The following is a 26387-nucleotide window of genomic DNA, read 5'->3' on the forward strand; positions in this document are numbered from 1 at the left end:
CTTGGCGGTTACGATGAGCCAGAAACCCTCTCTTATCAAATCTACTTAAACTGTCCCATTGGTGCTGACGTCAGACACGCGCATCTCGCCGAAAGCCTGAACCAAACAGTCCTCTCCCATCTCGAGCGAACCATTTTCAACATAGCCGAGCGCCAACAACTTGCCGGTTCGATAGCCCATCGAGACCGACGTCAAGTAACCGATGACCCGCCCCTCTCGGATGATCGGGTCGGATGGCAATGGCTCTGGCCCGAGATCGGTGATCTCCAACCCGATAAAGGCCCATGCAGCTTCCTGCATTGCCTGTTCTTCAACGGCCTGTCGACCGGTGAAAGGCTTGGACATGTTCGCGAACCTGGAAAGACCAACATCGAACAGCGTGTATTCAACGCCAAAGTCCGCGCCCCAGCCGTGATACCCCTTTTCGACGCGCATGGCATTAAGCGCGTAAGAACCGAAATTGCAGATGCCATGCGGCTTGCCCGCCGTCCAGATCGCATCGTAAAGGGCCACCAGATCTGACGAGGCGACATGTAGCTCCCAACCCAACTCGCCCACGAAGCTGACCCGCATGGCCGTGACCGGCATACCTGCGATCTCGATTTCGGCCAGGCTCATCCAGGGTGCATTGGCCGCGCTCAGGTCATCGGCAGTGAGGCCCTGCAACAGATCGCGGGATTTCGGACCCATCACCAAAAGCGCGCCATCGCGAGTGCAACCCTTGGTCAAACGAACGTCGGCATCGCCGCAAGCGGTCGCAATCCAGTCGAAGTCTCGATCAACAGCCAGGGTAGGGCCACACAGCAGAAATCTGTCGTCGGCCAAACGGGCAATTGTCGCTTCTGACCATATGTGTCCCTTGGGTGTCAGCATATAGGACAGACGCACCCGACCGACGGGCGGCAGCGTTCCGCAGACTACTTTATCAAGCACCTTGGCCGCGTCGGGCCCATCCAGGGTGAATTTTGTGAAGCCGCCATGGTCCATGATCCCGACTCGATCACGAACCGTTTCGCATTCAATCCGCACGGCATCCTGCCAAGGCTCGTGTCCGAAGCTCAAAGCGCTTGGATCGTTTGTCTTGCCCAGATCGAACCAGAATGCCCGTTCCCAGCCGCCGATTTGTCCCATGACCGCGCCCTGTTCGACAAGTTGCTTATAGAGCGAGGTCTTGTTGAGCGGTCGCCCAGAATCCATAAGACGATGAGGATAGGGGATCGCATATTGCAGGTCATAATGCTCGGACGCGCGTGCCGCTGCATAGTCTTGCGTGGCCCATGACCCGAACCGGCGGGGATCCCAGGCGGACAGATCCCATTCGGTTTCGCCTGTCGTCAGCCATTCGGCCATGGCTTTGCCAATGGCCGCTGAATGCGTGATGCCAATCTGAACGCCTGTCGCATGGTAGAAGTTTCGAACACCTGCGGCGGGCCCTACAAGGGGAAGTGCGTCAGGCGAATAGGGGATCGGGCCATTAACGAAACGCTGGGCACCCGCTTCGGCAAGCAGAGGCACATGGACTGAGGCCGCTTCGAAGACCGCCATCATCCCGTCGATATCATCTGCAAACAACTGATGGTCAAAGTCCTGGGGCACCCCATCTTGCCAGACAGGGCGGCCTTCGTGGGCATAGGACCCGAGTAACAAGGAGTTTCGTTCGCGCCTGAGGTAAAAGCGCATGTCGGGGTCTCGGATCAAAGGAAACGGGTCGGTGTCCTTCCCGAGAACCGCAAGAGGCGATGTCACCATATATTGGTGTTCAAGAGTGACGACGGGCACGTGCAACCCTGCCATTGCCGCAATCCGTCCGCCGCTTGAGCCCGACGCATTTATCACGGTTCCCGCGGCAATGGCGCCAGTCGATGTTTCAACCACCCATTCCCCCGACGCATGCTGTCGCAATCCTGTGAACGGCGTGAACCGATGAACCTTTGCACCCAAGTCACGGGCGTGTTTGGCTAGTGCCTGGGTCAACTGACTGGGATCGATGTCGCCCTCATAGGGATCAAATATCCCACCATGGATTGTATCATCCGCCTGCCAATAAGGATGCATCTCTTCAATCTGCGACGGCGTCAGCATCGACAGTTCAAACCCCGCCGATCGAGACACACCGCACAGGTGTTGGAATAGTTGCATCCGCTCAGGCGTGTGAGCAGGCCAGATAGCGGATGTATGCCGATAGGTGATCGGCGTGACCGGGTCTTTGGCAAGCTCCTTGTAAAGCTGCCAGGCATAGTTTCCGGCGCGCATGCCCAACCACGAGTTAGCGTAGGTGGGAATATTGCCCGCGGCATGCCACGTCGACCCCGCAGCCAGTTCATTCTTTTCAAGCAAAACGGCATCGGTGATGCCTGCCTTAGCCAGATGGTACAGGATGGAAGCACCAACTGCGCCTCCGCCAATGACAACAACCTCTGCATGGCTTTGCATTCAGTGCGACTCCAACAGTCTTCCAAAACCAGTGATCGGATCGGTTATGCCGACGGCGCGCAGCGAATGCCAATAGACCGCCGCATTGCAGGCCACGATTGGCTTGCCGTGGGTGTCTTCCAACGCGCCGATCATGGCCACCACGGGCAGCGCGGTCCCGACCTGAAGGATAACGTCGCAATCCGAGGAAGCGACCTCAGCAAAGACGGACCGGATATCCTCCAACGGAGTTTCTCAGATGGCAGGAAGCGTGGGCGCTTCGGTGCCCTTGATCGCGACCACCTCGAACCCGGCGTTTTCAGTGTTTGCTTTCACCACAGCATCGATTTCAGCGTTGAACGGCGTGACAATGCCAACACGTGTCGCCCCAAGGGCGCGCAACCCCGCATAATCGGCTTGCGAAGCGCCAATCACCGGCACGCCGACCTGCTGTGCGATATCTTCGCACCGCGCCTTCAGTTTGTCCGGCCCACCGAGCCCTGCGTCGGTTGTCAGACCGACGGCGATTGCCGACGGCGCACAGTCCATCAACTTTGCCGCTTCGTCGGGCAGGTCATCCGACACCGCATCGCCCCCCAAACGAAAGCGCTGCATCTGGTTGGTCACACCCTTCGGTCGAAGCAATTCCAACTCCGGCTGGACGACAGTATTCATCGCAGGCGTCATGACGCCAATCACGGCGCGAGGGGCAAGGGTGTCAGCCATTCTCAGTCTCCTTCAGGAATTGCTTCAGTCCGATCATGCCGCCGATATAGATCACGTCGCCGACGGTTTTTTCCATTTCATCAGCGACCCCGGGGGCACAGTCGAAATGGCTTTCCCAGATGGCCAGAGTCTGGCGTGTATGGGTAATCGGAATGAATCGATGCGTGGACACGTACCCGGTCACGGGAAGCGAACTTTCGAGGATGTTATATGTATAGGAATGATCTTTATCGGAATGGGCCAACAAGGTTTCCCGAAACACTGTGCCATCGGCGATGTCCAGCTTTCGGATGGTTCCGGTGGCGGTCGGTGATCCGATCTCCAGGCTAGCACCTACCACGCCCGGATTCCAATGCACTACACCGTCAAAGGCGCGGACAGCCGCCCAGACTCTGTTTATGTCACCGTCGATGAGCATACTTCTGAAAACGTGCATGTCGGCTCCTCTTTAGGGCTGAAGATGGATGGGGTGGCTGGCGCGAATACACGCTTCAGCCTCTGCATCAAGATGCGCCGAAGGTGCTGCTGCCAGAATCTCGGCCACGCGGGCCCTTGCCTGATCCCAGATCGAAAGACGGCCTGCCGCAACCCAGTCATCGACACTTTGGCGATCGGCAAGAGCCGGATAATGATAGTCTGACTTCATGCGCTTGAGCGTTTCGAGTTCCCCCAGATAATGACCGTCCTGGGTGACGACGCGTTCCACCGCGTCCAGATCGAGTGTCTCCACACTCACTTCAATTCCCCTGATGCTGCGCAGGATTGCCCCGCACATGTCGTCGTCGATCACCATCGCTTCGGGGCTGGCCACCATGATCGAGCCCAGCATCCCCACGGAAAGGTTGATCATGTCGGCGCCGCCATGTCCGGCCAGGGCGACGGTGTAGCCTTTTTCATAGCCCGCTTGGGCATCCACCATCTTGGAATCCGTCATACCCGCCGAGACTGTGGATGGTAGGCCGATATGGGCCAGAAGCTGGGCCGCGGCAGCATTGGCGATCGCTGCTTCACCGCTGCCACCGCTCATGGCTCCGGTGCGCAAGTCGGAAATGAAGGGCATCAGCGCATAAATGCACGGGCTACCCGCCTGGATACCGTCAACCACCACTAGGCCAGCGAGCGACTCTGCCAAGCCCTGTGCCAATGCGCCGGCCAAGGTGACCGGACTTGTCGCACCTGCCTGGCCAGCCGAACAAATCTGCGGGATCATGCCTGCTCTCACGGCCTTCTCCAGCATCAGTATTCCTTCGGCGCTATAGGTCAGCGGGGGAACCACATGGACAATCACTGCCATACAAAACGGTCTTTCCCGGAATGCATGTTTGTGGCCGAGCGCTATATCGAACAACTCAACTATCGGGTCGATGTGGTCAGGCTCGCAAAAGCTGATGCCAATTGGTTTCGAAGTGGCTTTGAGGCAGGCAAATGCGGTGTTGATGTCCAGCTCGAACGGGTCGGTCAAATCCCTGGTAACAACGGGCCGTACACCATAGTGGATGTTCGACGATGCATCCAATACGCGCATTAGATCGTAGAGGTCGCTTAGTGAGCTGTCCTTGTAGGCGCCGGTTGCGGCATCCAGAGTCTGAACCGCCGCTCCGCCGGTCCCGATGTGAACCCGGCTGCCGCCGATCTGCAAATCCCTGTCTGCAGTGAACCCCGGTAACGTGATCTTTCTTGGAGCGCGAGACAGTGCATTTCTGATCATCTCATTTGAAAAACAAAGGCGTCAGTCAGGGCGACGCCACGCCCCTGCAGCAATCGCCCGTTCGGTTGCCTCTGCCGGCAAGCCGACCATACCCACTGTCGAAAGAATGTCATAGGCATGCGCTTCGATGGCTGCCAATTCCAAGGACGACAGCGGCCTCAAAGCACCCCCAATCTGAAATGCAGGCAGTGCGCCCGGTTCCAATCCGGTTTCTGATGTCTCTTGTCTTCGCGTGCGTCTAACCATCTACGCCCCTCAACAACACCAATAAAGCGCAATTGTCTTGTGTTGAAAATTCAATAAACCGGCTCAGTTGGTGAACAAAATTCACGAAAGGTCTTTAGCGTTGCTTTGCGCTGTATGAGTCTCATCGCAACAGCTCGGTTTATCTCAAACCAATGAATGCGTCGCTTTTTAAAAAGGGCTTTCCTGTGACGTTTGTGTCCGCGCATACCGCTATGGGTTGTTGCAGCAGATATTGGAGTTCAACATTCTAAATGTCAGCTCCAACCCTAATTGGGCAGGTCAACAATGCCGCCCGAGGTGTGAACGCCGGTTTTCTCGCCGCGCCGCGGTACAACGGCCGATTCCCATGCGGCAAAATATCCGCAGCGAGCGTGCGCAGCGAAAAATCAAAATCACATAATGGGCTCAGTGCAGTCCTTGCCGCCAATAAGACGAATGCCCGTTCTGTACGCAATGGGGACATTCGAACAGTTCCGATGGGAACAGGGACACTTTGATTGTTCCGTTGGTTCTATTAAAAAATTGACAGCTTACTTTTTGGCCAAACTCCATAACTTGCCTGCGATTCAGCTGCAGATTTTTTGTTCAACAAAGATCAGTTGTCTGAAAAAAAACAAATCCTCTATTGACCGCAAATTCGGGATGAAATAGACCCGCTCGAGCTGAGCGGGCGTCGTATACTGGCTATTACCTCAGCCTTCCAAGCTGATGAAGCGGGTTCGATTCCCGCCGCCCGCTCCAAGAATTTTTCTCCGACATATAACCTGCAAAACGACTGTATTTATTCTAATAGTGCATTGAAATAGTTGTTTTAGCAGTGATTAAGATGCTTGCCTTCCAAGCTGATGAAGCGGGTTCGATTCCCGCCGCCCGCTCCAAATCAGCCTATAAATTCTGCGTCAAATGGCCCTTTTATGTGGGGTCATATATTGTGGTTCTTGACCCGGCTTGCCGCGGCCGCCAAGAAGCGAACACTTAAGTGCGAAAAAGACGTAAGGGCCAATTATGGCGAACTCTGCCTCAGCCACGCCCAAGGGCAAACCTGCACCCGGTGCCACGGAAGAGCGTGCTGGATCTCGGAAGATAGGCGTTCTGTCGTCTCTTTGGCCATTTATGAAGCCGTATCGGGCTCTGATGACGGGTGCGGTACTGGCACTGGTGTTGACGGCCAGCATGACGCTAACCCTGCCACTTGCGGTACGCCGAGTAGTCGACAATTTCCGAATTGAAGATGGCGAGCTGCTGGATTGGTACTTTCTGGCGGCACTGGGCATTGCCGCGATTTTGGCGGTGGGAACTGGCATCCGATATGCGCTGGTCACCCGGTTGGGTGAGCGCGTCGTGGCCGATATCCGCAAGGCCGTGTTTAACCGCGTCATAGGAATGAGCCCCGAGTTCTACGAACGGGTCATGACCGGAGAGGTGCTCAGCCGTATCACCACGGACACGACCCTGATTCAGTCTGTGCTGGGATCGTCCGTATCCATTGCCTTGCGCAATATGCTTTTGTTCGCGGGTGGTTTGGTCCTGATGCTGCTGACCTCGGCCAAGCTAACGGGTTTGGTGCTTTTGCTGATCCCGGTGGTGGTGGTGCCGATACTTGTTCTGGGGCGTCGTCTGCGGGTCCTCAGCCGCGAAAATCAGGACTGGATCGCAGCCTCGTCGGGCAACGCAGGCGAGGCACTGAGCGCGGTTCAAACCGTTCAGGCCTTTACACATGAAAAAGCCAGCCGGAAGCAGTTCGGCGATATGACCGAAACCTCTTATGCGGTTTCTCTTCGACGTATACAAACGCGCGCCGTGATGACGGTAATCGTTATCTTCCTTGTATTTTCGGGCATCGTCGGCGTGTTGTGGATGGGGGCAAACGACGTTCGCAACGGCGTGATGACCGAAGGTGTTCTGATCCAGTTCGTGATCTATTCAATCATCATGGCCGGCTCTGTCGCCGCCCTCTCTGAGATTTGGAGCGAGCTGCAACGTGCAGCCGGCGCGACCGAGCGCCTGGTGGAATTGCTGAATGCGCAGGATACCGTGATTGATCCGGACAAGGCAGCATCGCTGCCTACACCTGTTCGGGGCGAGATCCGTTTTGAGGATGTGATCTTCCACTATCCGGCCCGTCCGGATGTTGTGGCCCTGGACCATCTGACCCTGTCGATCCAACCGGGTGAAACCGTGGCTTTCGTTGGTCCATCGGGTGCAGGCAAAACCACAGTGATTCAAATGATCCAGCGGTTCTACGATCCGGATGCAGGTCATGTCAGTCTGGACGGCGTTGACCTGCGTGACCTCGACCGATCCGATTTCCGGCAGCACATGGCATTGGTGCCCCAGGACCCGATCATCTTTGCAGCCTCGGCCCGCGAGAATATTCGGTTCGGGCGTCTGAACGCCTCGGATGCCGAGGTTGAGGCCGCCGCGCGTGCAGCTGCGGCACATGAGTTCATCTCGAAACTGCCCGAAGGCTATGACAGCTTTGTCGGGGAACGCGGCGTTATGCTGTCGGGCGGTCAGAAACAACGCATAGCGATTGCCCGCGCCATCTTGCGTGATGCTCCGGTTCTGCTGCTGGACGAGGCGACTTCGGCCTTGGATGCCGAAAGCGAACGCGCGGTTCAGGGCGCGGTTGACCAGATGCGCGCCGGGCGCACCACACTGATCGTGGCCCACCGTCTGGCGACGGTCAAAAAGGCGGATCGGATCGTTGTGATGGAAGCCGGTCAGATCGTGGCCCAAGGCACGCACGAGGATCTGGTCGTTCAGGATGGCTTGTATGCTCGCCTGGCGCGCCTGCAATTCACCGACGGAGTTGCGGCAGAATAGCCTGACGTTGGGGAAGTCAGTTTTACGCCGCTGCGTAATTCTACAAATTTGGGCGTGGCCCCTCTAACCCGTCGCTTGCACCTGCGGGGTTTTGCTTCCATCTTGTTTTGGAAAAAACCGCGCAAGACGCGGGAGAAAAATAGGGAGGAGTCATATGGCCTTTGTGGGTTTGGAAGACAAGGCGAGAATGGAGCAGGAAATGTCGTGGGGGGATCGGGATGTTCCGGTCACTTTCCACCAGTTGCTGTCACGCACGGCAGGCAAATTTCCGAACAGTAGTGCTGTGAGCTTTCAGCTCATGTCTGGCCCGACAGACAAGGCCGAGACTCTGACGTGGTCGCAACTGCTTGGCAAAGTCAATCAGGCAGCGAACCTGTTCCGGTCTTTGGGTGTCGGTGAGAAAGACGTGGTAGCCTATGTGCTGCCCAACTGCAACGAAACGCTGGTCACCATGATGGGCGGTGCAGTCGCAGGGATCGTGAACCCGATCAACCCGCTACTAGAGCCCGAGCAGATCGCCGCAATCCTGCGCGAAACCGGTGCCAAAGTGGTTGTGACGTTGAAGTCCTTCCCCAAAACGGATGTGGCGCAAAAGGTCGAAGAGGCGGTGCGCCACGCGCCCAACGTCAAAACCATTCTCGAGATTGACCTCAACCGTTATCTGACGCCGCCGAAATCCTGGCTGGTGCCTTTCCTGCGCCCCAAAATGGGCGACAAGGAAAAACTGGCCCATGCGGACTATAAGAACTTCAATAAAGAACTGGCCAAGCAACCAACGACGCTGACTTTCGAAGACAGCAAGGAAGATCGCGTTGCCTGCTATTTCCACACCGGCGGCACGACCGGTATGCCGAAGGTGGCGCAGCACAAATACTCGGGCCTGATCTACAACGGCTGGCTTGGGAGCACGCTGCTGTTTTCCGAAGAAGACGTGATCATGTGCCCGCTGCCGATGTTCCACGTTTTTGCCGTGCACGTGATCATGATGGCCGCTGTGTCGTCAGGCGCCCATGTGGTATTCCCAACGCCTGCGGGATATCGCGGCGACGGTGTTTTCGACAATTTCTGGAAATTGATCGAGCGTTGGAAAGTAACGTTCATCATCACCGTACCCACGGCGATTGCTGCCAAGATGCAGCGACCCGTAGATGCGGACATCTCAAGCGTGAAGACGGCGTTCTCAGGTTCAGCGCCTTTGCCCGTCGAACTGTTCCGCAGGTTCGAAGAAGCGACCGGTGTGACCATCGTAGAAGGCTATGGGCTAACCGAGGCCACCTGTCTGGTGTCCTGCAACCCGGTGGACGGGGAAAAGAAGATTGGCTCGATCGGTATTCCGTTCCCCTATACAGATGTGAAAATCCTGCAGGATGGTCCGGACGGACCAAAGGAATGCGCCGCAGATGAAATTGGTGAGATCTGCATTTCAAACCCGGGCGTTTTCGCCGGTAACACCTATACCGAGGCGGACAAGAACGTAGATCTGTACCACTTCGACAAATACCTGCGCACAGGTGATCTGGGACGCTTTGACGGGGACGGCTACCTGTGGATCACAGGCCGTGCCAAGGACCTGATCATTCGCGGCGGTCACAATATTGACCCGGCCGAGATCGAAGAAGCTCTGCTGGGGCACGATGCTGTCGCGTTTGCCGGTGCCATCGGGCAGCCTGACGCCTATTCGGGCGAGGTGCCATGCGCCTTTGTCGAACTGGTTGATGGGGCCTCGGTCACCGAGAAAGAGCTGATGGAGTATTGCAATGTGCATGTCCATGAACGCGCGGCACAACCCAAGCACATGACCATTCTGGACGAGCTGCCCAAAACTGCCGTCGGTAAGGTCTTTAAGCCTGAGCTCCGCAAACAGGCGATCACGCGTATCTATAACGGCGCGTTGGAAGAGGCTGGTCTTGAGGCACGGGTCATTTCGGTCATCGACGATAAGAAACGCGGACTCGTTGCGCAGCTTGACGCGAAGGGTTCCGCAGAGGACGATGTCAGCAAAGTGCTGGGATCGTTCACCCGGCCGTGGGAGTGGGCTGCCTGACCGGGAGGAAACATGGATTATGAACGTCTGATTGATGAAGAGACTTGGGCGTTCATAAAACGAACGGCTGAAAGCTATCCGGATGATGCGGTCGACCTTACGATCGAGGATCAGCGCCGGGTCTACGACACGATGTGTCGCGACTTTCGCCAACCCCGCCCACAAGGGGTCGAAACACAGGACAGGCAGGCCGATGGTGTGCCTGTCCGCGTTTACAATGCCGGTCACCCGACACGAACCGTCATCTATTTTCATGGTGGCGGTTTTGTTGTTGGCGGATTGGACAGCCACGACGACGTCTGCGCCGAGATTTGCGCGCAAACCGGGTATCGGGTCGTGGCCGTCGACTATCGCCTGTGCCCCGAACACGTACATCCTGCGCAGTTTCAGGACGGCTGGACCGCTACGAACTGGGCCGTGCAGGAATTTGGCGATCCTATTGTCCTTGCGGGTGACAGTGCCGGTGGCAATCTGGCGGCAGCGGTCGCCCAATATGGGCGAGGGCGGTTGGAGAATGTGCTGGGGCAGGTGCTGATCTACCCAGGTTTGGGCGGCGACAGCGCGAACGGGTCGTATATCGAACACGCCCATGCGCCGCTTTTGACGCTGGATGAGATCGTTTTCTACGAAAAGGTACGTTGCGGTGGCACTGTCCCGCAAGATGATCCGACCTTCGCGCCGCTTCACGACACAGATTTCTCGGGTCTTCCGCCGACCGTGGTGGTGACTTCAGATTGTGATCCGCTGCGGGATGATGGCGCCGCTTATTGCGACAAGATTTCCGCCGCCGGAGGCCAGGCGCATTGGATCAACGAGCCGGGCCTCGTTCACGGATATCTGCGCGCGCGGACAAGTGTGAAGCGCGCGGCTGACAGCTTTGAACGGATCTCAGTTGCGATTGAGGCGCTGGGCCAGCAGATCTGGCCCTACGATTAATCCGTTACTTCAGGAAAGACTGTGCCTTCATCGTTTCGGCAATGGGCGCACCCATGCGGTTCAGGATCGTGGGCGCCAGCTGTAGCTGGTCGATCACCGTGTCGACCTCGGGGCCTTCGGCGTCGCCAAAGTAATACAACGCGGTTTCCTGTTGCAGCGGGCTGCGCCCGCCGTGGTGTCCCCGCTCATCCTGTCCGTGATCAGCGGTAACAATCACGTCGTACCCCAGTTGCCGCCAACGCGGGATGAAAGGTGCCAACATCTCGTCAGCTACGAAGCAAGCGTGGTCCATCTCTTCGCAATCGTGGTAAAAACGGTGCCCCATACTGTCCAATGTGCAGGCATGCAGCAGGCCGTAGTCCAGCCCATGACGCAGGCACAGATTGGTCAGAGTGGCATAGAGATCAACGTCGGACGGGGTCATCTGATTGGCTTTGCCATAGCCTGTCATGGTGTGAAAGCGACCGTGGTTGATCGTTTTGCTCTCAGGCTCATCATATTCGATATCGCGGACGTAATCGAACGGGTGGCGGTTGAAGAACTGCGACCAATAGTTGTGGGTGACAGCGCCGGTTACGCCACCAGCATCTCGTACCTGGCTGAAAACGTCCTTGTGGCTCAGGCGGAAGACATTGCCGTTGCCGGTACAGCCGTGTTCCTGCGGTGTCACACCAGTATGGATCGAGGCATAGCAGCTGGCCGACGTGGATGGCAGAACAGCGCGTAGCTTCCAGACCCGCGCCTCACCGCTGTCGACCCAACCTTCAAGGTTACCGAACAACCGTCGGAAATTGCGCCACGGAACACCGTCCAGGATGATGAGGAGTAGTTTGCGGTCCATGTCATTGGCCTTTTGACTAGATATTTCCGGCGACCCTAGGGGATTCGCGATCAGGGGTCTGCCCGTTCGCGCCCCCAATAGCAAAATCCCGACACCTGTCATCGAACAAGCGCCGGGATTTCAATTTTTCACTTACCTGTCACGGAAAGGGCAGGGGTCAGTTTCCGGCGCTTTCCATTTTGCGGTGGGCAACGACCTCTTCCAGCCAACCCAGATGCATCTCGGGGACGGAACTGAGCAGCAGGTCGGTATAGTCGTCGAACGGCGGGCTCAGCACCTCCCTTTTCGACCCATAGCGAACCACGCGGCCCTGATACATCACAGCGATGCTATCGCTGATCGCGCGCACCGTCGCCAGATCGTGGGTGATGAATAGGTACGCCACATCCTCGATCTTCTGAAGGTCCAGCAGCAGTTTCAGGATGCCGTCCGCAACCAGTGGATCAAGTGCCGAGGTGACCTCGTCACAGATGATCATCTTGGGCTTGGCTGCCAGCGACCGCGCGATACAGACACGCTGTTTCTGACCACCTGACAGTTCCGCCGGATAGCGGTCCATGTACTTTTCGCCCAGTTCGATCTCATCCAACAGTTCGACGATCCGCTTGCGTTTTTCGGCACCGCGCATGTTGAAGTAGAACTCCAGCGGGCGTCCGATGATCGTACCAACCGTCTGGCGTGGGTTCATTGCCACGTCAGCCATCTGGTAGATCATCTGCAGCTCGCGCAGGTCTTCACGGCTGCGGCCCTTCAGATCGCCACTAAGCTTGCGGCCAGCAAAGGTGATCTCACCATCGCGCGGCGGCAGCAAGCCTGTGATCACCCGCGCCAGTGTCGACTTGCCCGAACCGGATTCACCGACGACGGCCAGTGTCTGCCCCGGATGAAGCTCGACATTGACGTTGTGTAGCACGTCAAAATTCAAACCCTTGTAGCGCGCGGTAATACCTTCGACGCTCAATACCGATTCCGGTGTGGGTTTTTTCTCTTCGTGCTCGATCGAGCGGACCGAAACCAGCGCCTTGGTATACTCTTCCTGCGGGTTGTTGATGATCTGGTCGGTATTGCCATACTCGACCGTATTGCCCATCCGCAGAACCATGATGTCATCACTGACCTGAGCAACAACGGCGAGGTCATGCGTGATGTAGAGCGCAGCAACGCCAGTATCGCGAATGGCCTCTTTGATCGCCATCAGAACGTCGATCTGAGTGGTCACATCCAGTGCAGTGGTCGGTTCATCAAACACCACCAGATCAGGCTCGGGGCACAGCGCCAGCGCCGTCATGCAACGCTGTAGCTGACCACCCGAGACCTGGTGAGGATAACGATCACCGATATTGTCCGGATCGGGCAGCCCCAGCTTGGCGAACAGTTCACGCGCACGACCTTCGGCCTCTTTACGCGAAAACTTCTTATGTTCGACCGCCGCTTCGACCACCTGATCCATGATCTTCTTGGCCGGGTTAAACGACGCGGCCGCGGATTGCGAGACATAGGCAACCTCGCCCCCACGCAGATTGCGGATATCGCTGTGCGGAGATTTCAGAATGTCGCGCCCGTTGACCCAGACTTCGCCACCGGTCAGTTCGACGCCACCGCGGCCATAAGCCATAGACGCCAGACCGATGGTCGATTTACCGGCACCGGATTCACCGATCAGCCCCAACACCTTGCCGCGTTCGAGGTCAAAGCTGACCCCGTGCACGATTTCGATGTCATGGGGCTTTTCGCCGGGCGGATAGACGGTCGCGCCAATCTTGAGGTTGCGGACCTTGAGTAGGGTATCACTCATCCCCGGCCTCCTTTCAGCGATGTGGTACGGTTCAAAACCCAGTCAGCAACAAGGTTGACCGAGATGGCGAGCGTCGCGATGGCTACAGCGGGGTACAGGGCCGCGCCGATGCCATAGACGATTCCGTCCTTGTTTTCCTTCACGATGCCGCCCCAGTCCGCCAGCGGCGGTTGGACGCCCAGGCCCAGGAACGACAGGGTCGAGATGAACAGGACCATGAAGATGAACCGCAGCCCGAATTCAGCCACCAGAGGCGACAGAGCGTTTGGCAGGATTTCCCGGAAGATGATCCAGCGCCGGCCTTCACCGCGCAGCTTTGCGGCTTCGACATAGTCCATCACGTTGATGTCCACGGCGACCGATCGAGACAGTCGGTAAGGACGTGTGGCGTCCAACAGCCCCATCACAAGGATCAGGATCGGAACGGTAACCGGAACAATCGCCAGGATAACCAGTGCCAGGATCAGCGTTGGGATCGACATGATCAGGTCAACCGTCCGGCTCAGCGCTTGGTCAGCCCAACCACCCAGAACCGCAGCCAAAAGGCCCAGCGAGGTGCCAGTGATAAAGCTGAGGATCGTAGCCATCGCAGCGATAAAGATGGTCGTGCGACCACCATAGATCATACGTGTCAGCAGATCGCGCCCGATATTGTCCGTGCCCAGCAGATGCTCGGCGCTTGACGGTTCCCACACATCACCGACCACTTCGGCCATTCCGTAAGGGGCGATCAGTGGGGCTGCGATCGCTATGAAAAAGTACAGTCCGGTGAAAAACAGACCGACGGCGGCCGAAATAGGAATGTTCTTCATCATTTCGGATGCCTCAGTCTTGGGTTGGCAAGGATAGACACAATATCGGCAACCATGTTGAGCCCGATATAGACCGCGGCAAAGACGACGCCGCAGGCCAGAACGACTGGCACGTCACGCTTGGTCACCGAATCCACCAGATATTGCCCCATGCCGGGATATACGAACACCACTTCGACAACGACGACGCCCACAACCAGATAGGCCAGGTTCAGCATCACAACGTTGACAATAGGGGAAATCGCGTTGGGAAACGCGTGGCGCGCAATGACCTGAAAATTCGAGAGGCCTTTCAGTTCAGCCGTTTCGATATAGGCCGACTGCATCAGGTTCAAGATCGCAGCGCGGGTCATTCGCATCATCTGCGCCAGAACCACCAGTGTCAGAACGAAGGCAGGCAAGGCGATGGCATTGAGCTTTTGCCCGAAGGACATTGTATCGTTGATCATTGCGAGTGAGGAGAACCAGCCCAGTTTCACCGAGACGAAGTAGATCACCACGTAACCGATCAGGAATTCCGGGATCGAAACCGTTGTCAGGGTGATTGCAGAAATCAGTTTGTCAGGCCAGCGGTTGCGGTACCGAACGGCCAGAAGGCCTAGAAAGATAGCAAGCGGCACGGAAACGACGGCTGCAGCACATGCCAGGAACAGGGTGTTCCCCAAGCGCTTTCCGATGCTTTCTGCGATGTCGAGTTTGTTGGTCAAAGACTGACCCAGATCGCCCTGCAGGATGCCGCCCAGCCATTCGAAATATCGGGTTAGAGCGGGACGGTTGAGGCCCATTTCCTCGCGTAGGTTTGCCAGCGCCTCGGGGGTTGCGGATTGGCCAAGGACCGCTTGCGCAGCGTCCCCAGGCAGGGCTTCGGTGAGGCCGAAAATCAGAGCCGATGCACCGAAGAGAAGCAGGAGTCCCAGCGCAAGGCGCTGGGAAACCAGTTTGATGATAGGATGCATTATCCGTGGGCCCTATCAGGCGAACCACATCTTGCGTGACATGTTGCCATTCATCATCTCTTGGGTTGGGTCGCTTTCCCAACCTTCGAGCTGATTGGTGACGCCTTCGACAAAATCGTTGAACATCGGGCAGATCAGACCGCCCTGGTCGCGGACCATCATGCCCATTTTGCTGTAGATGTCCTTGCGTTTGTCGTTGTCCAGTTCGGCCCGTGCTGCAAACAGCATTTCGTCGAACTCTGGCACCTTGAAGCGGGTGTCGTTCCAGTCGGCAGTCGACAGATACGCTGTCGCGTACATCTGATCCTGCACCGGACGGCCACCCCAATAGGATGCGCAGAACGGCTGAACGTTCCAGACCTCGGACCAATAGCCATCGTTGGGCTCGCGCTTGATTTCCAGCGGGATACCGGCCTGAGCCGCGCTTTGCTGGAACAGGGCCGCTGCGTCAACGGCACCCGGGAAGGCGCCATCTGCAACACGCAGGATGATCGGCGAACCGTCATGGCCCGACTTCGCATAGTGTTCTGCCGCCTTTTCAAGGCTGAAGTCGCGTTGCGGGATAGAGCCGTCAAACAGCGGGTATGCCGCATTGATCGGCATGTCGTTGCCAATTGTGCCGTAGCCGCGCAGAACCTTGTCGACCAAGTCCTGACGGTTGATTGCGTGTTTCAGCGCCAGCCGCAGTTCGTTGTTGTCGAACGGCGCGGTGTCGCAATGCATGATGAACACATAATGTCCACGGCCGGCGGTCGAGTGGACCGTCAAGTTCGGGGCGCGGCCCAGCAGATCGGCAACCTTTGGTTCGACGCGGTTGATCGCATGAACCTGACCGGATTGCAGAGCAGCCGTACGGGCAGTCGCATCGTTGATGACAATTACTTCGACGCTGTCGAAATTGCCGAAATCGGGGTTCCAGTGGTTGGCGAACTTCTTGAACACGTGGCGTACGCCGGGCTCGTCGACTTCCAACTGGTATGGTCCGGTGCCAATGCCCGCACCTGGGTTTTCCATTCCACCATCAGGCTGAATGATCAGGTGATAGTCGGCCATCAGATAAGGCAAGTCGGCATTTGGCTCGGTCAGTGTGACCTGGAAATTGTCGCCATCGGCCTTCATTGACTCGATGCCCTTCATGATACCCAGGGCACCGGACTTGGAGTCTTCGTTCGAGTGGCGCTCCATGGTTTTCAGCACGTCTTCGCTGGTCATGGTCTTGCCGTTGTGGAATTCGACGCCCTGACGCAGTTTGAACGTCCAAACTTTGGCGTCCGCGCTGCCTTCGACGGCTTCAGCCAGGCGCGGCTCGATCGACCCGTCGGGCGCAACTTCCACAAGCTGGTCGCCGAATTGTTTGCCGTTCTGGAACGGCACCGAGCTGGCATAGGTCGCCGGATCCAGCGAATTGGTGGATTCGCCGCCCTGCAGGCCAAATTTCAGGTCGCCGCCCTTCTTTGGTCCTGCCGCGCGCGCAGCGTCAGCGAACATGGTGCTGGCCATCGCCGCCGACACACCCAGAGCCGCCGCTTTCCCCATGAATTCGCGACGGGTCAGTTTGCCCGCAGTGACCTGACCGGCCATGTGAGTGAGTTGTTCGTTCATTTAGTGGTCTCCCAGTTGAATGGATTTCAGCCCTTGATGGGCTTTTTATTGACGCATGAGTCAAGTTAGGCGCATTTCGGTCTACCGAGCAAGGACAAATGTCTGCCCTTTGGTCGCCAAAATATCACATCTGGTTGCGTGGAACGGCGTCCTCCGTTTGTTTCGAAAATACCAAAGTTTCGTTTTCAAAGGCACTTATCTGCGCCTTGAGAAAAAAGCTCTCGCGATCCGACCACATTTCGCAGGATGTTTCGGTCCGCAGGTTTATCCCGTCCCGACTGATCTCTTGTGACCAGCGGCACTGCCCGTGCGCGGATAGTGGGTCGTCGGGATGGATAGTCCAGCGTTCATCGGCTGTGCCACCATACGTTAGCCCGTGGTGATTGTCGGTCACACGACCAAAATCATCTTCGATAATCAGGCTGGTTTCACCTGAATTCATGTCAGTTTCCACCCGACGAGAATTGCTGCTGTCCCGCAGGAACGTCACGTCAATTGGGGTTTCAGAGTCGGGTTGTTGAAACACATGTTCATCATCACCTGCGGTCGGCCGGATCGGGATCGTAATCGTACCACCTGTCAGGTGCAGTTCGACGGGTTCGGGTGAGGGCCAGATTAGCGGCCAATACGCGCTGGACACAGCCACCCGCACGCGATGTCCTTTGGGAACGCGATAGGCGATGTGATCCAGGTCCAATGAGATTTCGTAGGGCGCTCCGGGCGTCAACGGAGTTGGTTGCGCGTGGCTGTCACGGTGCGACAGATTCAGAACGCCATACGTAATCCGGGTCGAAGCTCCGTCCGGGTGGATGTGGTTCAACCGCACGGCAATCTGTGCTTGCGGGCGGTCGGCGCTGACATTCAGGCAAATGCGCGGTGCACCGACTATATCCAGGTCTTCCGACAAAGGCGGCCCATCGAAACAGGCGGACACCGCATCATCGGTGCGCTGATCACCGGGCATGTCGGGGCCCAGCCAAATGGCGCAATACTCACCGCCGTCCATGCCACAGGTTTGAGGCGAACGAACCCGGGTATCCAACGGTTCATCTTGACCAAGTCCAGCGTTGGACAGGCTCAAGGTCAGGTTGGACAGATGTGAGGTTGCGCCGGTCTGTTCGCTGATCCAGCGCCCCGGTCTGTCGTTGTACCATCGATGTGGACGGACCCCGTCCATCAGATACGCTCGGTAGTCGGGGTCGGTTTCAACTCCGCTATCCAGACCTTTCAGCCAATGATCCCACCAACGCAGTGCCTCTTGAAGAAAACCGATCCTCGGTTCGGGCACCGCGAAATGCGGGTATTTGTGCACCCATGGCCCCACGATTCCCTTGACCGGAGCGTTAAGCTGTTCGACCAGCAGCGGCACGGTATTCTTGTACGCGTCCCCCCAACCGCCTATGGCCAAAGTCGCCGCGCGGATCGCGCTGAAATCCTCGCAGACAGAGCCATGCTGCCAATAGGCGTCGCGCGTCTGGTGGCGCAGCCAGGTCGAGGGCAGGAACGTTTGGTTTTCCAAACGCTTAAGCCACAACTCGCGCCAGTTGGGGCGCAGCGCAGGATCCGGTGCGCGGGATGAGTACGACCACATGGTCGCGCCCCAACCCAGGTTTTCATTTAGCAAGCATCCGCCCTTGTAATGGATGTCGTCTGCGTAACGATCTGCGGTTGAACACAGGGAGATAATTGCTTTCAGCGGCGCGGGTTGAAGGGCGGCAACCTGAAGCGCGTTGAACCCGCCCCAGCTGATTCCCATCATCCCAACGGTACCCGAACACCACGGCTGATCCGCCAGCCATTGAATTGTGGAAACGGCATCATCCAGCTCTTGCTGAGTGTATTCGTCTTCCATCAACCCTTCGCTGTCTCCATTGCCGCGCATGTCCACACGAATGCAAGCATAGCCGCGTTTGGCAAACCAAGGATGGGTCAGGGCATCACGCGTCGCCGTACCGTCACGCTTGCGATAGGGAAGAAACTCCAAAATGGCCGGAACGGGGTTGCTGTCTGCATCTACCGGACGCCAGACTCGTGCTGACAGGCGACACCCGTCGGGCATCACTATGCCGACATCCGGTAAGTCTTCGATATCGCATAGCGAATTGAGCGAGCGCGTCATTGTGGAAGTGTCACGGTCTTTTGCGTTTCCCGGTGTTTGAAAATCGTCAATTCATCGCCTGATTGCGACAACAAGGTCCATCACGTTTGTTCCGGTCGGACCCGTCACCAACAAAGCGCCGGCGGCGTCCAGAAAACTGCCGCTATCTGCATTCTGCAGGGCATGCTCAGCACCGTCGCCCCAGGTCGTGCCATCAACCACCGCTCCGGCGGCATTGGTCGGGCCATCGGTTCCATCTGTTCCGCCAACGACCAGCGTCAGACCCGAGGTCCCGGTTATTTCACGGGCCAGCGCCAGAGCCAGCGCCTGATTACGCCCGCCGCGGCCCGGCTGATCTGGTAACACAACCGTAGGCTCACCGCCGAACACCATGACACCCGGGGGCATATCCCTCAGGCGTTGTCCCAGTTGGGAAGCGACGTGCAAGAAGTCGTCGTGCAGGCATTCTTCATTGGCCAATACTTGCAGGCTTTCACGACGCGCCAAATCTGCTGCCGCAGAACGCGCATGAGCGTTCGACGCAACAATCTGGGTCACGGCGTTAAATTCGTAAGTTTCGGGCAAGGCACCGATCCCCGATCCGATGACATTCAGATCATCCCCGGGAACGTCCGAGATTGCCAGAACGGTGGCTTTTGCCCCTTTGAAATGGGCCAGCAGCCCACCGCCCTTTATCCGGGACAGCTTGCGACGCTCGGCATTCATTGCGGTGATATCCATCCCTTCGGACAGCAGCCTGCCGTTCAGCTGCTCCAGATCACTCAAAGTGTTTCCCGGCAGCAAATCCTCAGCCAGGGATGAGGCTCCGCCCGAAACCAGAAGCAGCACATGAGAATTGGGTGCCATAGCCTCGATCGCGGCCCGCAGGGCGCGACCGCCCTCAAGGCTGCGCGCGTCCGGAACGGGGTGTGAGGCCTCGATCAGCTGAACATGTTCCGGCAGACCGCGTCCGTGATCATCCTTGGTGACAACCAGCGTTGGACGCGGGCCGAAATGTTCCAATGCCGCGCTGGCCATTGCTGCGGCTGCCTTGCCGACTGCCAAGATCTGGTCGGGCGTTGGAACCCCATCCAGAACAGCTTTGGTGGCCCTTATTCCGTCAACCGCATCAACGCCAGCCTGCCAAATGCGAATTGCCTGTTGCCTCTGATCCATCAGCTTTCCATCCAAATCGTGACTGGTCCGTCATTAACCAGCTCTACCGCCATGTCGGCACCGAATTGCCCGGTTTCGACGGCCACACCATGCGCCTGCAACCGCCGCGCAAACTCTTCATACAGGTGCTGCCCCTCATCCGGGGCCGCAGCCTCGGAAAACCCTGGCCTGTTCCCGCGCGACGTGTCGGCGGCCAGCGTAAACTGGCTGATCACCAGAGCCGAGCCACCCACATCAACGACAGAGCGGTTCATCTTGCCGTTTTCATCTTTGAAAATGCGCAACTTTGATACTTTGGCCGCAAGCTGCCCGGCCTTTTGTTCATCATCGCCTTTCATCGCACAGACCAGGATCATCAACCCAGGGCCAGACTGTCCGATCGTTTGTCCATCAACCGAGACCTTGGCCCGGGAAACCCTTTGTAGCAGTGCGCGCAAATCCGTTCTCCGTTTGTTGGCGTGGTTATTCAACCCAGCGTGCGATCTCGTCCAGACCGGCACGGCTGGTTCGAAACCCGTTTGCAGGGTGGTCTGTATCGGAATAGCCGAAAGAGATTGCGCACAAGATCAAGCGGTCATCGGGGATACCAAAGTATCGGTGCAGGAACTGACCATAGCTGGCCACCGCGGCCTGAGGGATTGTGGCCACCCCCAGCGCTTGGGCGGCGAGGGTGAAGGCCATGACAAAACCACCGCAGTCCATCGCTCCGTAAGGACCAAGGTCCGCAGGGCTTGAGATGATCGCGCAATGCGGCGCGCCGAAAAGTGCAAAGTTTTCCTTCATTTGCTGGGCTGAACCTGCACGGTCCCCGCGCTGTACGCCGACGGCTTCGTATAATGCCCAGCCGCATTCACGGCGGCGTTCCTGATATATACCGGTATACGCCGTCGGGAACGGCAGGTCGGGTTCCGGTGCGCCGGTTGTGACTTCGTTTTGCAGCGCTTCTCGAAAAGCGTCAGTGTCGGCGCCACTGGTGATCACGATGTTCCAGGGCTGCGCATTGCACCAGCTGGGGGCACGTGACGCACAGGTCAGAATCTGTTCGATCTGGTCCTTGGGAACGGTTTCAGGTCGGAACGCCCGGCAAGAGTGCCGCTCGGCCAGTAGTTGATCCAGATCGGATAGCGTCACACTGCTCTCCCCTTCGTGCAGACGAGGCGCAGGATGGCGTCAGGCTCAGCGATGTTCAAGCGGTTAAACCGCCAAAATTGCACGCGAACGCGACGCGGTTCTATTGCTGACCCGTTGCCATCATGTACCCAACACCCGCCGCGACCAGCAGGCCGAGGACAACAGCGATCGTGATCTTGATGGCTGACCACGGGCGTTCACCCTGAACGCGCCCCGTTCTGCCATTCACAACGAAACGATAGGTCTGCCCCCGGTATTTGTACGCGGCCAGCCAGACGGGCAGTAATATGTGCTTGAAGGTCACATTCCGCACGTCAGTGTCGATTGCGTGAATGCGCTGTCGGTCGCCACCGATATCGAACCGAACATCCCGTTCGATCACGCGGGCCATATGCGCGCGGGCTTCAGTGTAACCATCCTGCAGTTCGACAGTATATGCTTCTGCCCGGAAACCGGCCAGATACTCGGGCTGATAAGGTTCAAGCGCCGGTAGATCCCAAGGCTCAAGCGCGTCAGTATACGTTTTGGGCAAGGACTGGGACGCCAGCACCAGAACATCGTCAAAGAACCGAGCAACCAGGCCGGATTTTGGGGACCAACGCACTTTTGCGACCTGTTGTTGCACGCGCTTGCCGTCACGCATGACGGTCCGGGTTTCGTAGTACACCGTTCCGCGTTCACCGCGATAAGCTGACTTGGTATCTGCGTCGAATGTCCAGTAGGGGACGTAAATCCCCTGCATCTTGCGGCCTTTGCGGGCATAGTCCTTCAACCCGTTGGGTGCGAACCACAACTTGCCAAGCCAGCTCGACATCGCCTTATGAGCCGACCGTTCATCCAGAGCAAAGGGCAACACGCCTTTTGGCTTGATATGCCGGTTAACTCCCGTCTCCGTGACTACCGGAGTGGCACAGAACGGGCATTCGGCCGCATGGGTGTTCGGGTCAAACTCAACCTGAGCTGCGCAGTTCGGGCAGGACAGAACCCGCGTTTCCTCGATTTCTGCTTCCGGCAGCTTGTTCGCCAGCGCCGCGTTGAAATCCAGCTCTTTCAGGCTGGCACCGCCCCACGGTCCGGCACCTATGGATTCCGAATGCCCGCAATGATCGCAGGTCAGGGTCCCGTCGCCCGGATTGAACCGATAGTCCGAGCCGCATTGCTCGCAGGGAAAGCGGTGTTCGTCTGTCATGGGTGAACCTTGATTGGAGGGGGGTATTTTCCGGGCCCGATAATCAGGCGCACGATCAACGCAGCGAGGACGCAGATCAGAATAAACTGGAAAGAGTTCTCGGCGAGCCGCCACCAGCCATAATCAGTCAAAATGCCGTTTTCTTCGATTGTTCCGTTAGCGTCGCCAAACCCAAACCTAGTGTCGGGGTTCTGTGACTTTCGCCAACCACGGTAGCGGCTTATGGCAACCCAAACGGCTACAAGGCCAAACCCAATTCCCGCGCCCCAGAAAGCAGCGCGGACATAGCTAACGGTGCGCCGCATCAAGATGCGCAAAAACGGTTTGACCACTAGCCAACAGATGAAAAGAGAAATTGGCAGGCCAAACAACGCGTACCAGAAAACAAGGGACAGCGAGTTCAGATCAAATCCATTTCGATACGCGTAGGAGAAAACCGGAACGCCAATAACTCCTGCCCATCCCAGAAGCGCGGACATTTTGACCGCGCACGCGATATCGCGTTGGGAATAAGGAGCTGTCTTACCGGCGTCAGCCACAAGGTTAGCTTCCCGGCGGTGGTGGTGGCAATATCGTGAACAGTTGCGCCAGTTCCTGCACGTCACCGGCCTTTTTCCATCCGTCCTGACCGGCGGTCCAGACATGGGTGTCACGGGTGATATCACCGTCGGTCGCCATGCGGCCCATCTTGGCCTTGGAAAACGGCCCGGTGGTCTGCCCGTCTACCGCGATATGCCAGACATGCTCGACCGGCGGAGGAGGTGGCGGTGCCGCATGCGCCGCCGGTTGCGGCGCAGCGGGGGCGGAACCGCCCCACGGGCCGCTTGGTTGACCCGCTGCCATGTTTGCCATCTGGTTGGCCATCGCCATGCCCATACCCATGCCTAGGCCTGCACCCATGCCGCCGCCCTGACCGGGGTTGTTGGCTGCTGCGGTCATCGCTTCGGCGGCGGAATACTGGGTGAACTTGCCCAGATCGCCTGCCAATCCCATCGACGTCCGCTTGTCCAACGCAGCCTCGACCGCAGGCGGTAGCGAGATGTTTTCGATGTAGAACTCGGGCATCTCAAGCCCGTACCCTTCCAGCACGGGCGACACCTCGGCGGCGATAAGTTTACCCAGATCGGCGGTGTTGGCGGCCATGTCCAGCACCGGAATGCCCGATCCTGCGATTACGCGGCTGAACTCCTGCACGATAATGTTACGGATCTGAAAGCTGATCTCATCCATGGTGAATTCACCATCGGTGCCGACGATTTCAATCAGGAACTTCGCGGGGTCCTTGACCCGGACCGTGTATGTGCCAAAGGCGCGGATACGGGTCGGTCCGAACTCCGGATCGCGCAGCATGATCGGGTTCTTGGTGCCCCATTTCAGATCATTGAAACGCGTCGTGTTGACGAAATAGATCTCGGATTTGAAGGGCGACTGAAATCCGTGATCCCAATGCTGCAGCGTCGTCAGGATCGGCATGTTGTTGGTCTCAAGCATGTAGAGGCCGGGCGTGAATACATCTGCCAATTGCCCTTCGTGCACGAACACCGCTGCCTGTCCTTCGCGCACCGTCAGTTTGGCGCCGTACTTGATGGCATGTCCTTCACGCTCGAACCGCCAAACCATGGTGTCGCGGGTGTCGTCGACCCAGTGAATGACGTCGATAAATTCTCCGGTCAGAAAATCGAAAATACCCATTGGGGTCTCCTTTCCTTGGGCTCAGAGCTGCTGGCCCATCAATTCGCGAGCAATAATCCGGACCACCGGGCGGGCGTCTTCAGCCGTAACACCGGGTTCAAGGCGCGGGTCATAAAGCATTGTCAGAAGTTTCTCGTCATGGCTGGTCAACAGCGCAAACTCGTCATTGTCGTTGAAAATCGAAGGCCGTGCCGCTGGGCTGTCATTGGACAATCCAAGCCCCTGCGCAATTTCCTCGTGGATGCAACTGCGCCGGGTCAGGTCCGGCAGTTCAGCCCGGATGAGAGTGACAGCCCGCACAAATTTATACGGTGAGGTATAGGTAGGAGACGCAAAAACAAGACAGTCAATATTGGCGCGCGGGTTTGCAACCAAATCCAGTGAAGGCGTGCTGATGCCCGGAATCAGCTGTTTCAGGCGTTTCACCACATAGGCGCTGTCATCCTTGCCTGCAAAGAAGACATGGAAGTTTGCCTTGCGATTGACGACCGAGATCGGGTGATCCGTCAATTTACTCAGCCGCTCCGCGAACGCCTCGACGTCAGCCGCGTCTTTTTTGCGTATCTCGGGTGCCACGGACGGGGCGAACTCGGTCTGAATCCGCACAGGTCCTGCCCACCGGCTAAGTTGCCCGTCCGTTCGCCGAATGCGCGTGGTTACAGCGTGATCGGGGTATTCGCTGTAAAAGGCAATAGCCTCGAAATTGCGGGCCAGATCATCGGCATCATACGGTGTGTCGGGACCACCTCCATCCACGCGCAACATGTCGCGGGTGAGCAGGTCACGTTCGACCCGCTGATAGAACCGGGCCAGATCCTGACTTGCCGCAGACGGGGGAACATAAGCATTAGGTGCCGGTGCAGGTGCAACCGGGCGCGGTTGCGGCACGACGGACGACGTCAGCGCCTCATCGCAATTGGCCAGCGCCAACAGCGCCACCATACCCAACAGAGGTTTCAGATATCCAGGCACTTGCACGTCCAGCCTGCCTTTAGCTCGAAACCGCAGTTCCAGCGTTGTCGCCGACGCCGTCTTTGCGCGCCTTCGCAGAGGCAAGGGTGTCGCGCAGCTCGGTTTCCATTTTCTGCAGTTCCTGCTCGGCTGCGGCGCGCTTGGCCTTGCCTTCGTCAGCAATTGCAAGACTTTCGTTGATCGTACCGATCAGGTCAGCATTGGCTTGCTTGACCGCCTCGATATCAAACACACCGCGTTCCATTTCCTCGCGGATCATCTTGTTCGACTCACGCAGGTTCGCCGCGTTCGAGGTCAGCAGCTCATTCGTCAGGTCATTCGCATCGCGCACGGCCGCGGCCGCCTCGGCGCTACGCTGGATGGTGACGGCCTGCGCCAGTTGCGTTTCCCACAGCGGCACGGTGTTGACGAGGGTCGAGTTGATCTTGGTCACCAGCGACTTGTCATTTTCCTGAACCAACCGGATCGAGGGCAGCGATTGCATCGTCACCTGTCGCGTCAGCTTCAGGTCGTGAACACGCCGTTCCAGATCATCCCGCGCTGCGCGCAGGTCACGCAGCTCTTGCGCCTTCATGACTTGTTGGTCTTCGGGCACGGCCTGAACTTCGGCTTCTTTTTCGGGGATGTTCTGGCTGTCCAGCTCGGTCAGTTTTTCTTCGCCTGCTGCGATATACAGCGCAAGCTCGTCATAAAAGCCCAGCGTCTTTTCATACAACAGGTCCAGTGACTTGATGTCTTTCAGCAGCGTATGTTCGTGGCCCAGCAAGTCGTCGGTGATCCTGTCGATCTGCCCCTGAACATCTTCAAACTTGGCGGTAAACTGGGCGAAAGGCGCAGCCTTGCCCAACAGCTTTTCCCACCAGCTGCGTTCGCGCCGGACGTCCAGCTCACTGACTGAAAACCCGCGGATCGTCGTGACGATATTGCGCAGGCTATCCCCGGCGGGCCCGACATCCTTGTTGCGGACATCCGCCAGCATGGCCTGGCTGATTTCCTGCAATTCCGCCTGGGCAGACGACCCGAACGCGACGATGGAATTGGTGTTATCCATGTCGATCTCATCCATGCGCTTGCGGATTTCGGCGCTGACAGGTTCGTCGGCCTCCTCAAGCAAGACGATTTCGGCGGTCGGGTCGGGCAGGGTGACAGCGGTCACTTCCTGCACCAGCGTTTCAGCCTCGACCGCCTTGTTCTTGATGTCATCGGACATGGGGTAATCCTCTCT

General features: G+C 57.7%; 22 protein-coding genes, 1 tRNA gene and 1 pseudogene. 4 read left to right on the forward strand and 20 right to left on the reverse strand.

Features of this window, described 5'->3' with window-relative positions; translation table 11 throughout:
• Positions 1 to 45: 45 nt before the first annotated feature.
• The 6 genes and pseudogenes from AC2FI9_RS11510 to AC2FI9_RS11535 all read right to left on the reverse strand — a co-directional run bounded on the left by AC2FI9_RS11510 (position 46) and on the right by AC2FI9_RS11535 (position 5092).
• On the reverse strand, positions 46 to 2433 hold the full coding sequence (locus tag AC2FI9_RS11510; protein ID WP_496767757.1) for a GcvT family protein: 2388 nt from the start codon (positions 2431 to 2433) through the stop codon (positions 46 to 48).
• Positions 2434 to 2658: a hypothetical protein gene (locus tag AC2FI9_RS11515; protein WP_496767759.1), complete on the reverse strand. Its 225-nt coding sequence runs from the start codon at positions 2656 to 2658 to the stop codon at positions 2434 to 2436. It lies immediately after the preceding gene.
• Positions 2659 to 2667: 9 nt separating this feature from the next.
• On the reverse strand, positions 2668 to 3138 hold the full coding sequence (locus AC2FI9_RS11520; protein ID WP_496767761.1) for an aspartate racemase/maleate isomerase family protein: 471 nt from the start codon (positions 3136 to 3138) through the stop codon (positions 2668 to 2670).
• Positions 3131 to 3574 carry an SRPBCC family protein gene (locus AC2FI9_RS11525; RefSeq protein WP_496767763.1) on the reverse strand — a complete coding sequence of 148 codons (444 nt, stop codon included), beginning with the start codon at positions 3572 to 3574 and terminating at the stop codon, positions 3131 to 3133. The genes AC2FI9_RS11520 and AC2FI9_RS11525 overlap by 8 nt, the downstream gene beginning before the upstream one ends.
• Positions 3575 to 3586: 12 nt before the next feature.
• Positions 3587 to 4849: pseudogene (locus AC2FI9_RS11530) on the reverse strand (trimethylamine methyltransferase family protein); the annotation flags it as partial.
• 18 nt (positions 4850 to 4867) lie between these two features.
• Complete coding sequence (locus AC2FI9_RS11535) at positions 4868 to 5092, reverse strand: hypothetical protein (RefSeq protein WP_496767765.1); 225 nt, start codon at positions 5090 to 5092, stop codon at positions 4868 to 4870.
• A 666-nt stretch (positions 5093 to 5758) separates the two neighbouring features.
• On the opposite strand from AC2FI9_RS11535, the gene AC2FI9_RS11540 reads away from it, so the two are divergent.
• The 4 genes from AC2FI9_RS11540 (at position 5759) to AC2FI9_RS11555 (ending at position 10898) form a co-directional block, all read left to right on the forward strand.
• Positions 5759 to 5833: transfer RNA gene (locus tag AC2FI9_RS11540), tRNA-Gly, on the forward strand.
• A 264-nt stretch (positions 5834 to 6097) separates the two neighbouring features.
• A complete protein-coding gene (locus AC2FI9_RS11545) occupies positions 6098 to 7918 on the forward strand; it encodes an ABC transporter transmembrane domain-containing protein (protein ID WP_496767767.1) in 1821 nt (606 codons plus the stop codon).
• Between the two features lie 154 nt (positions 7919 to 8072).
• Positions 8073 to 9962: an acyl-CoA synthetase gene (locus AC2FI9_RS11550; protein ID WP_496767769.1), complete on the forward strand. Its 1890-nt coding sequence runs from the start codon at positions 8073 to 8075 to the stop codon at positions 9960 to 9962.
• Positions 9963 to 9974: 12 nt separating this feature from the next.
• Complete coding sequence (locus AC2FI9_RS11555; protein WP_496767771.1) at positions 9975 to 10898, forward strand: alpha/beta hydrolase; 924 nt, start codon at positions 9975 to 9977, stop codon at positions 10896 to 10898.
• Between the two features lie 4 nt (positions 10899 to 10902).
• On the opposite strand, the gene AC2FI9_RS11560 is transcribed toward AC2FI9_RS11555, so the two are convergent.
• The 14 genes from AC2FI9_RS11560 to AC2FI9_RS11625 form a co-directional block, all read right to left on the reverse strand.
• Positions 10903 to 11739, reverse strand: a complete 837-nt coding sequence (locus AC2FI9_RS11560; RefSeq protein ID WP_496767773.1) for an alkaline phosphatase family protein — start codon at positions 11737 to 11739, stop codon at positions 10903 to 10905.
• Positions 11740 to 11896: 157 nt separating this feature from the next.
• Positions 11897 to 13534, reverse strand: a complete 1638-nt coding sequence (locus tag AC2FI9_RS11565; RefSeq protein ID WP_496767775.1) for an ABC transporter ATP-binding protein — start codon at positions 13532 to 13534, stop codon at positions 11897 to 11899.
• Complete coding sequence (locus AC2FI9_RS11570) at positions 13531 to 14346, reverse strand: ABC transporter permease (protein ID WP_108859503.1); 816 nt, start codon at positions 14344 to 14346, stop codon at positions 13531 to 13533. The genes AC2FI9_RS11565 and AC2FI9_RS11570 overlap by 4 nt, the downstream gene beginning before the upstream one ends.
• A complete protein-coding gene (locus AC2FI9_RS11575; RefSeq protein WP_058276793.1) occupies positions 14346 to 15302 on the reverse strand; it encodes an ABC transporter permease in 957 nt (318 codons plus the stop codon). The genes AC2FI9_RS11570 and AC2FI9_RS11575 overlap by 1 nt, the downstream gene beginning before the upstream one ends.
• A 15-nt stretch (positions 15303 to 15317) precedes the next feature.
• On the reverse strand, positions 15318 to 16904 hold the full coding sequence (locus tag AC2FI9_RS11580) for an ABC transporter substrate-binding protein (protein WP_108859350.1): 1587 nt from the start codon (positions 16902 to 16904) through the stop codon (positions 15318 to 15320).
• A gap of 124 nt (positions 16905 to 17028) precedes the next feature.
• Positions 17029 to 19023: a CocE/NonD family hydrolase gene (locus AC2FI9_RS11585; protein WP_496767777.1), complete on the reverse strand. Its 1995-nt coding sequence runs from the start codon at positions 19021 to 19023 to the stop codon at positions 17029 to 17031.
• 51 nt (positions 19024 to 19074) lie between these two features.
• Positions 19075 to 20178 (reverse strand): glycerate kinase type-2 family protein, encoded by a 1104-nt coding sequence (locus AC2FI9_RS11590; RefSeq protein ID WP_496767781.1) that lies wholly within the window; start codon positions 20176 to 20178, stop codon positions 19075 to 19077.
• Positions 20178 to 20615: a D-aminoacyl-tRNA deacylase gene (gene dtd, locus AC2FI9_RS11595; protein ID WP_496738122.1), complete on the reverse strand. Its 438-nt coding sequence runs from the start codon at positions 20613 to 20615 to the stop codon at positions 20178 to 20180. The genes AC2FI9_RS11590 and dtd overlap by 1 nt, the downstream gene beginning before the upstream one ends.
• Before the next feature lie 25 nt (positions 20616 to 20640).
• Entirely contained in the window at positions 20641 to 21309 is a 669-nt protein-coding gene (locus AC2FI9_RS11600; RefSeq protein WP_496767784.1) for a nitroreductase, read from the reverse strand.
• A gap of 100 nt (positions 21310 to 21409) precedes the next feature.
• Positions 21410 to 22498, reverse strand: coding sequence for a TFIIB-type zinc finger domain-containing protein (locus AC2FI9_RS11605; protein ID WP_496767786.1), 1089 nt, complete (start codon positions 22496 to 22498; stop codon positions 21410 to 21412).
• Positions 22495 to 22977: a hypothetical protein gene (locus tag AC2FI9_RS11610; RefSeq protein WP_496767788.1), complete on the reverse strand. Its 483-nt coding sequence runs from the start codon at positions 22975 to 22977 to the stop codon at positions 22495 to 22497. The genes AC2FI9_RS11605 and AC2FI9_RS11610 overlap by 4 nt, the downstream gene beginning before the upstream one ends.
• A gap of 64 nt (positions 22978 to 23041) precedes the next feature.
• Positions 23042 to 24190: an SPFH domain-containing protein gene (locus tag AC2FI9_RS11615; RefSeq protein WP_496767790.1), complete on the reverse strand. Its 1149-nt coding sequence runs from the start codon at positions 24188 to 24190 to the stop codon at positions 23042 to 23044.
• 21 nt (positions 24191 to 24211) lie between these two features.
• Complete coding sequence (locus AC2FI9_RS11620; protein ID WP_496768102.1) at positions 24212 to 25132, reverse strand: DUF2927 domain-containing protein; 921 nt, start codon at positions 25130 to 25132, stop codon at positions 24212 to 24214.
• Positions 25133 to 25181: 49 nt separating this feature from the next.
• Entirely contained in the window at positions 25182 to 26372 is a 1191-nt protein-coding gene (locus tag AC2FI9_RS11625; protein ID WP_282151701.1) for a toxic anion resistance protein, read from the reverse strand.
• Positions 26373 to 26387 lie beyond the last annotated feature (15 nt).

This window comes from Ruegeria sp. CDSA246 (assembly GCF_059611225.1).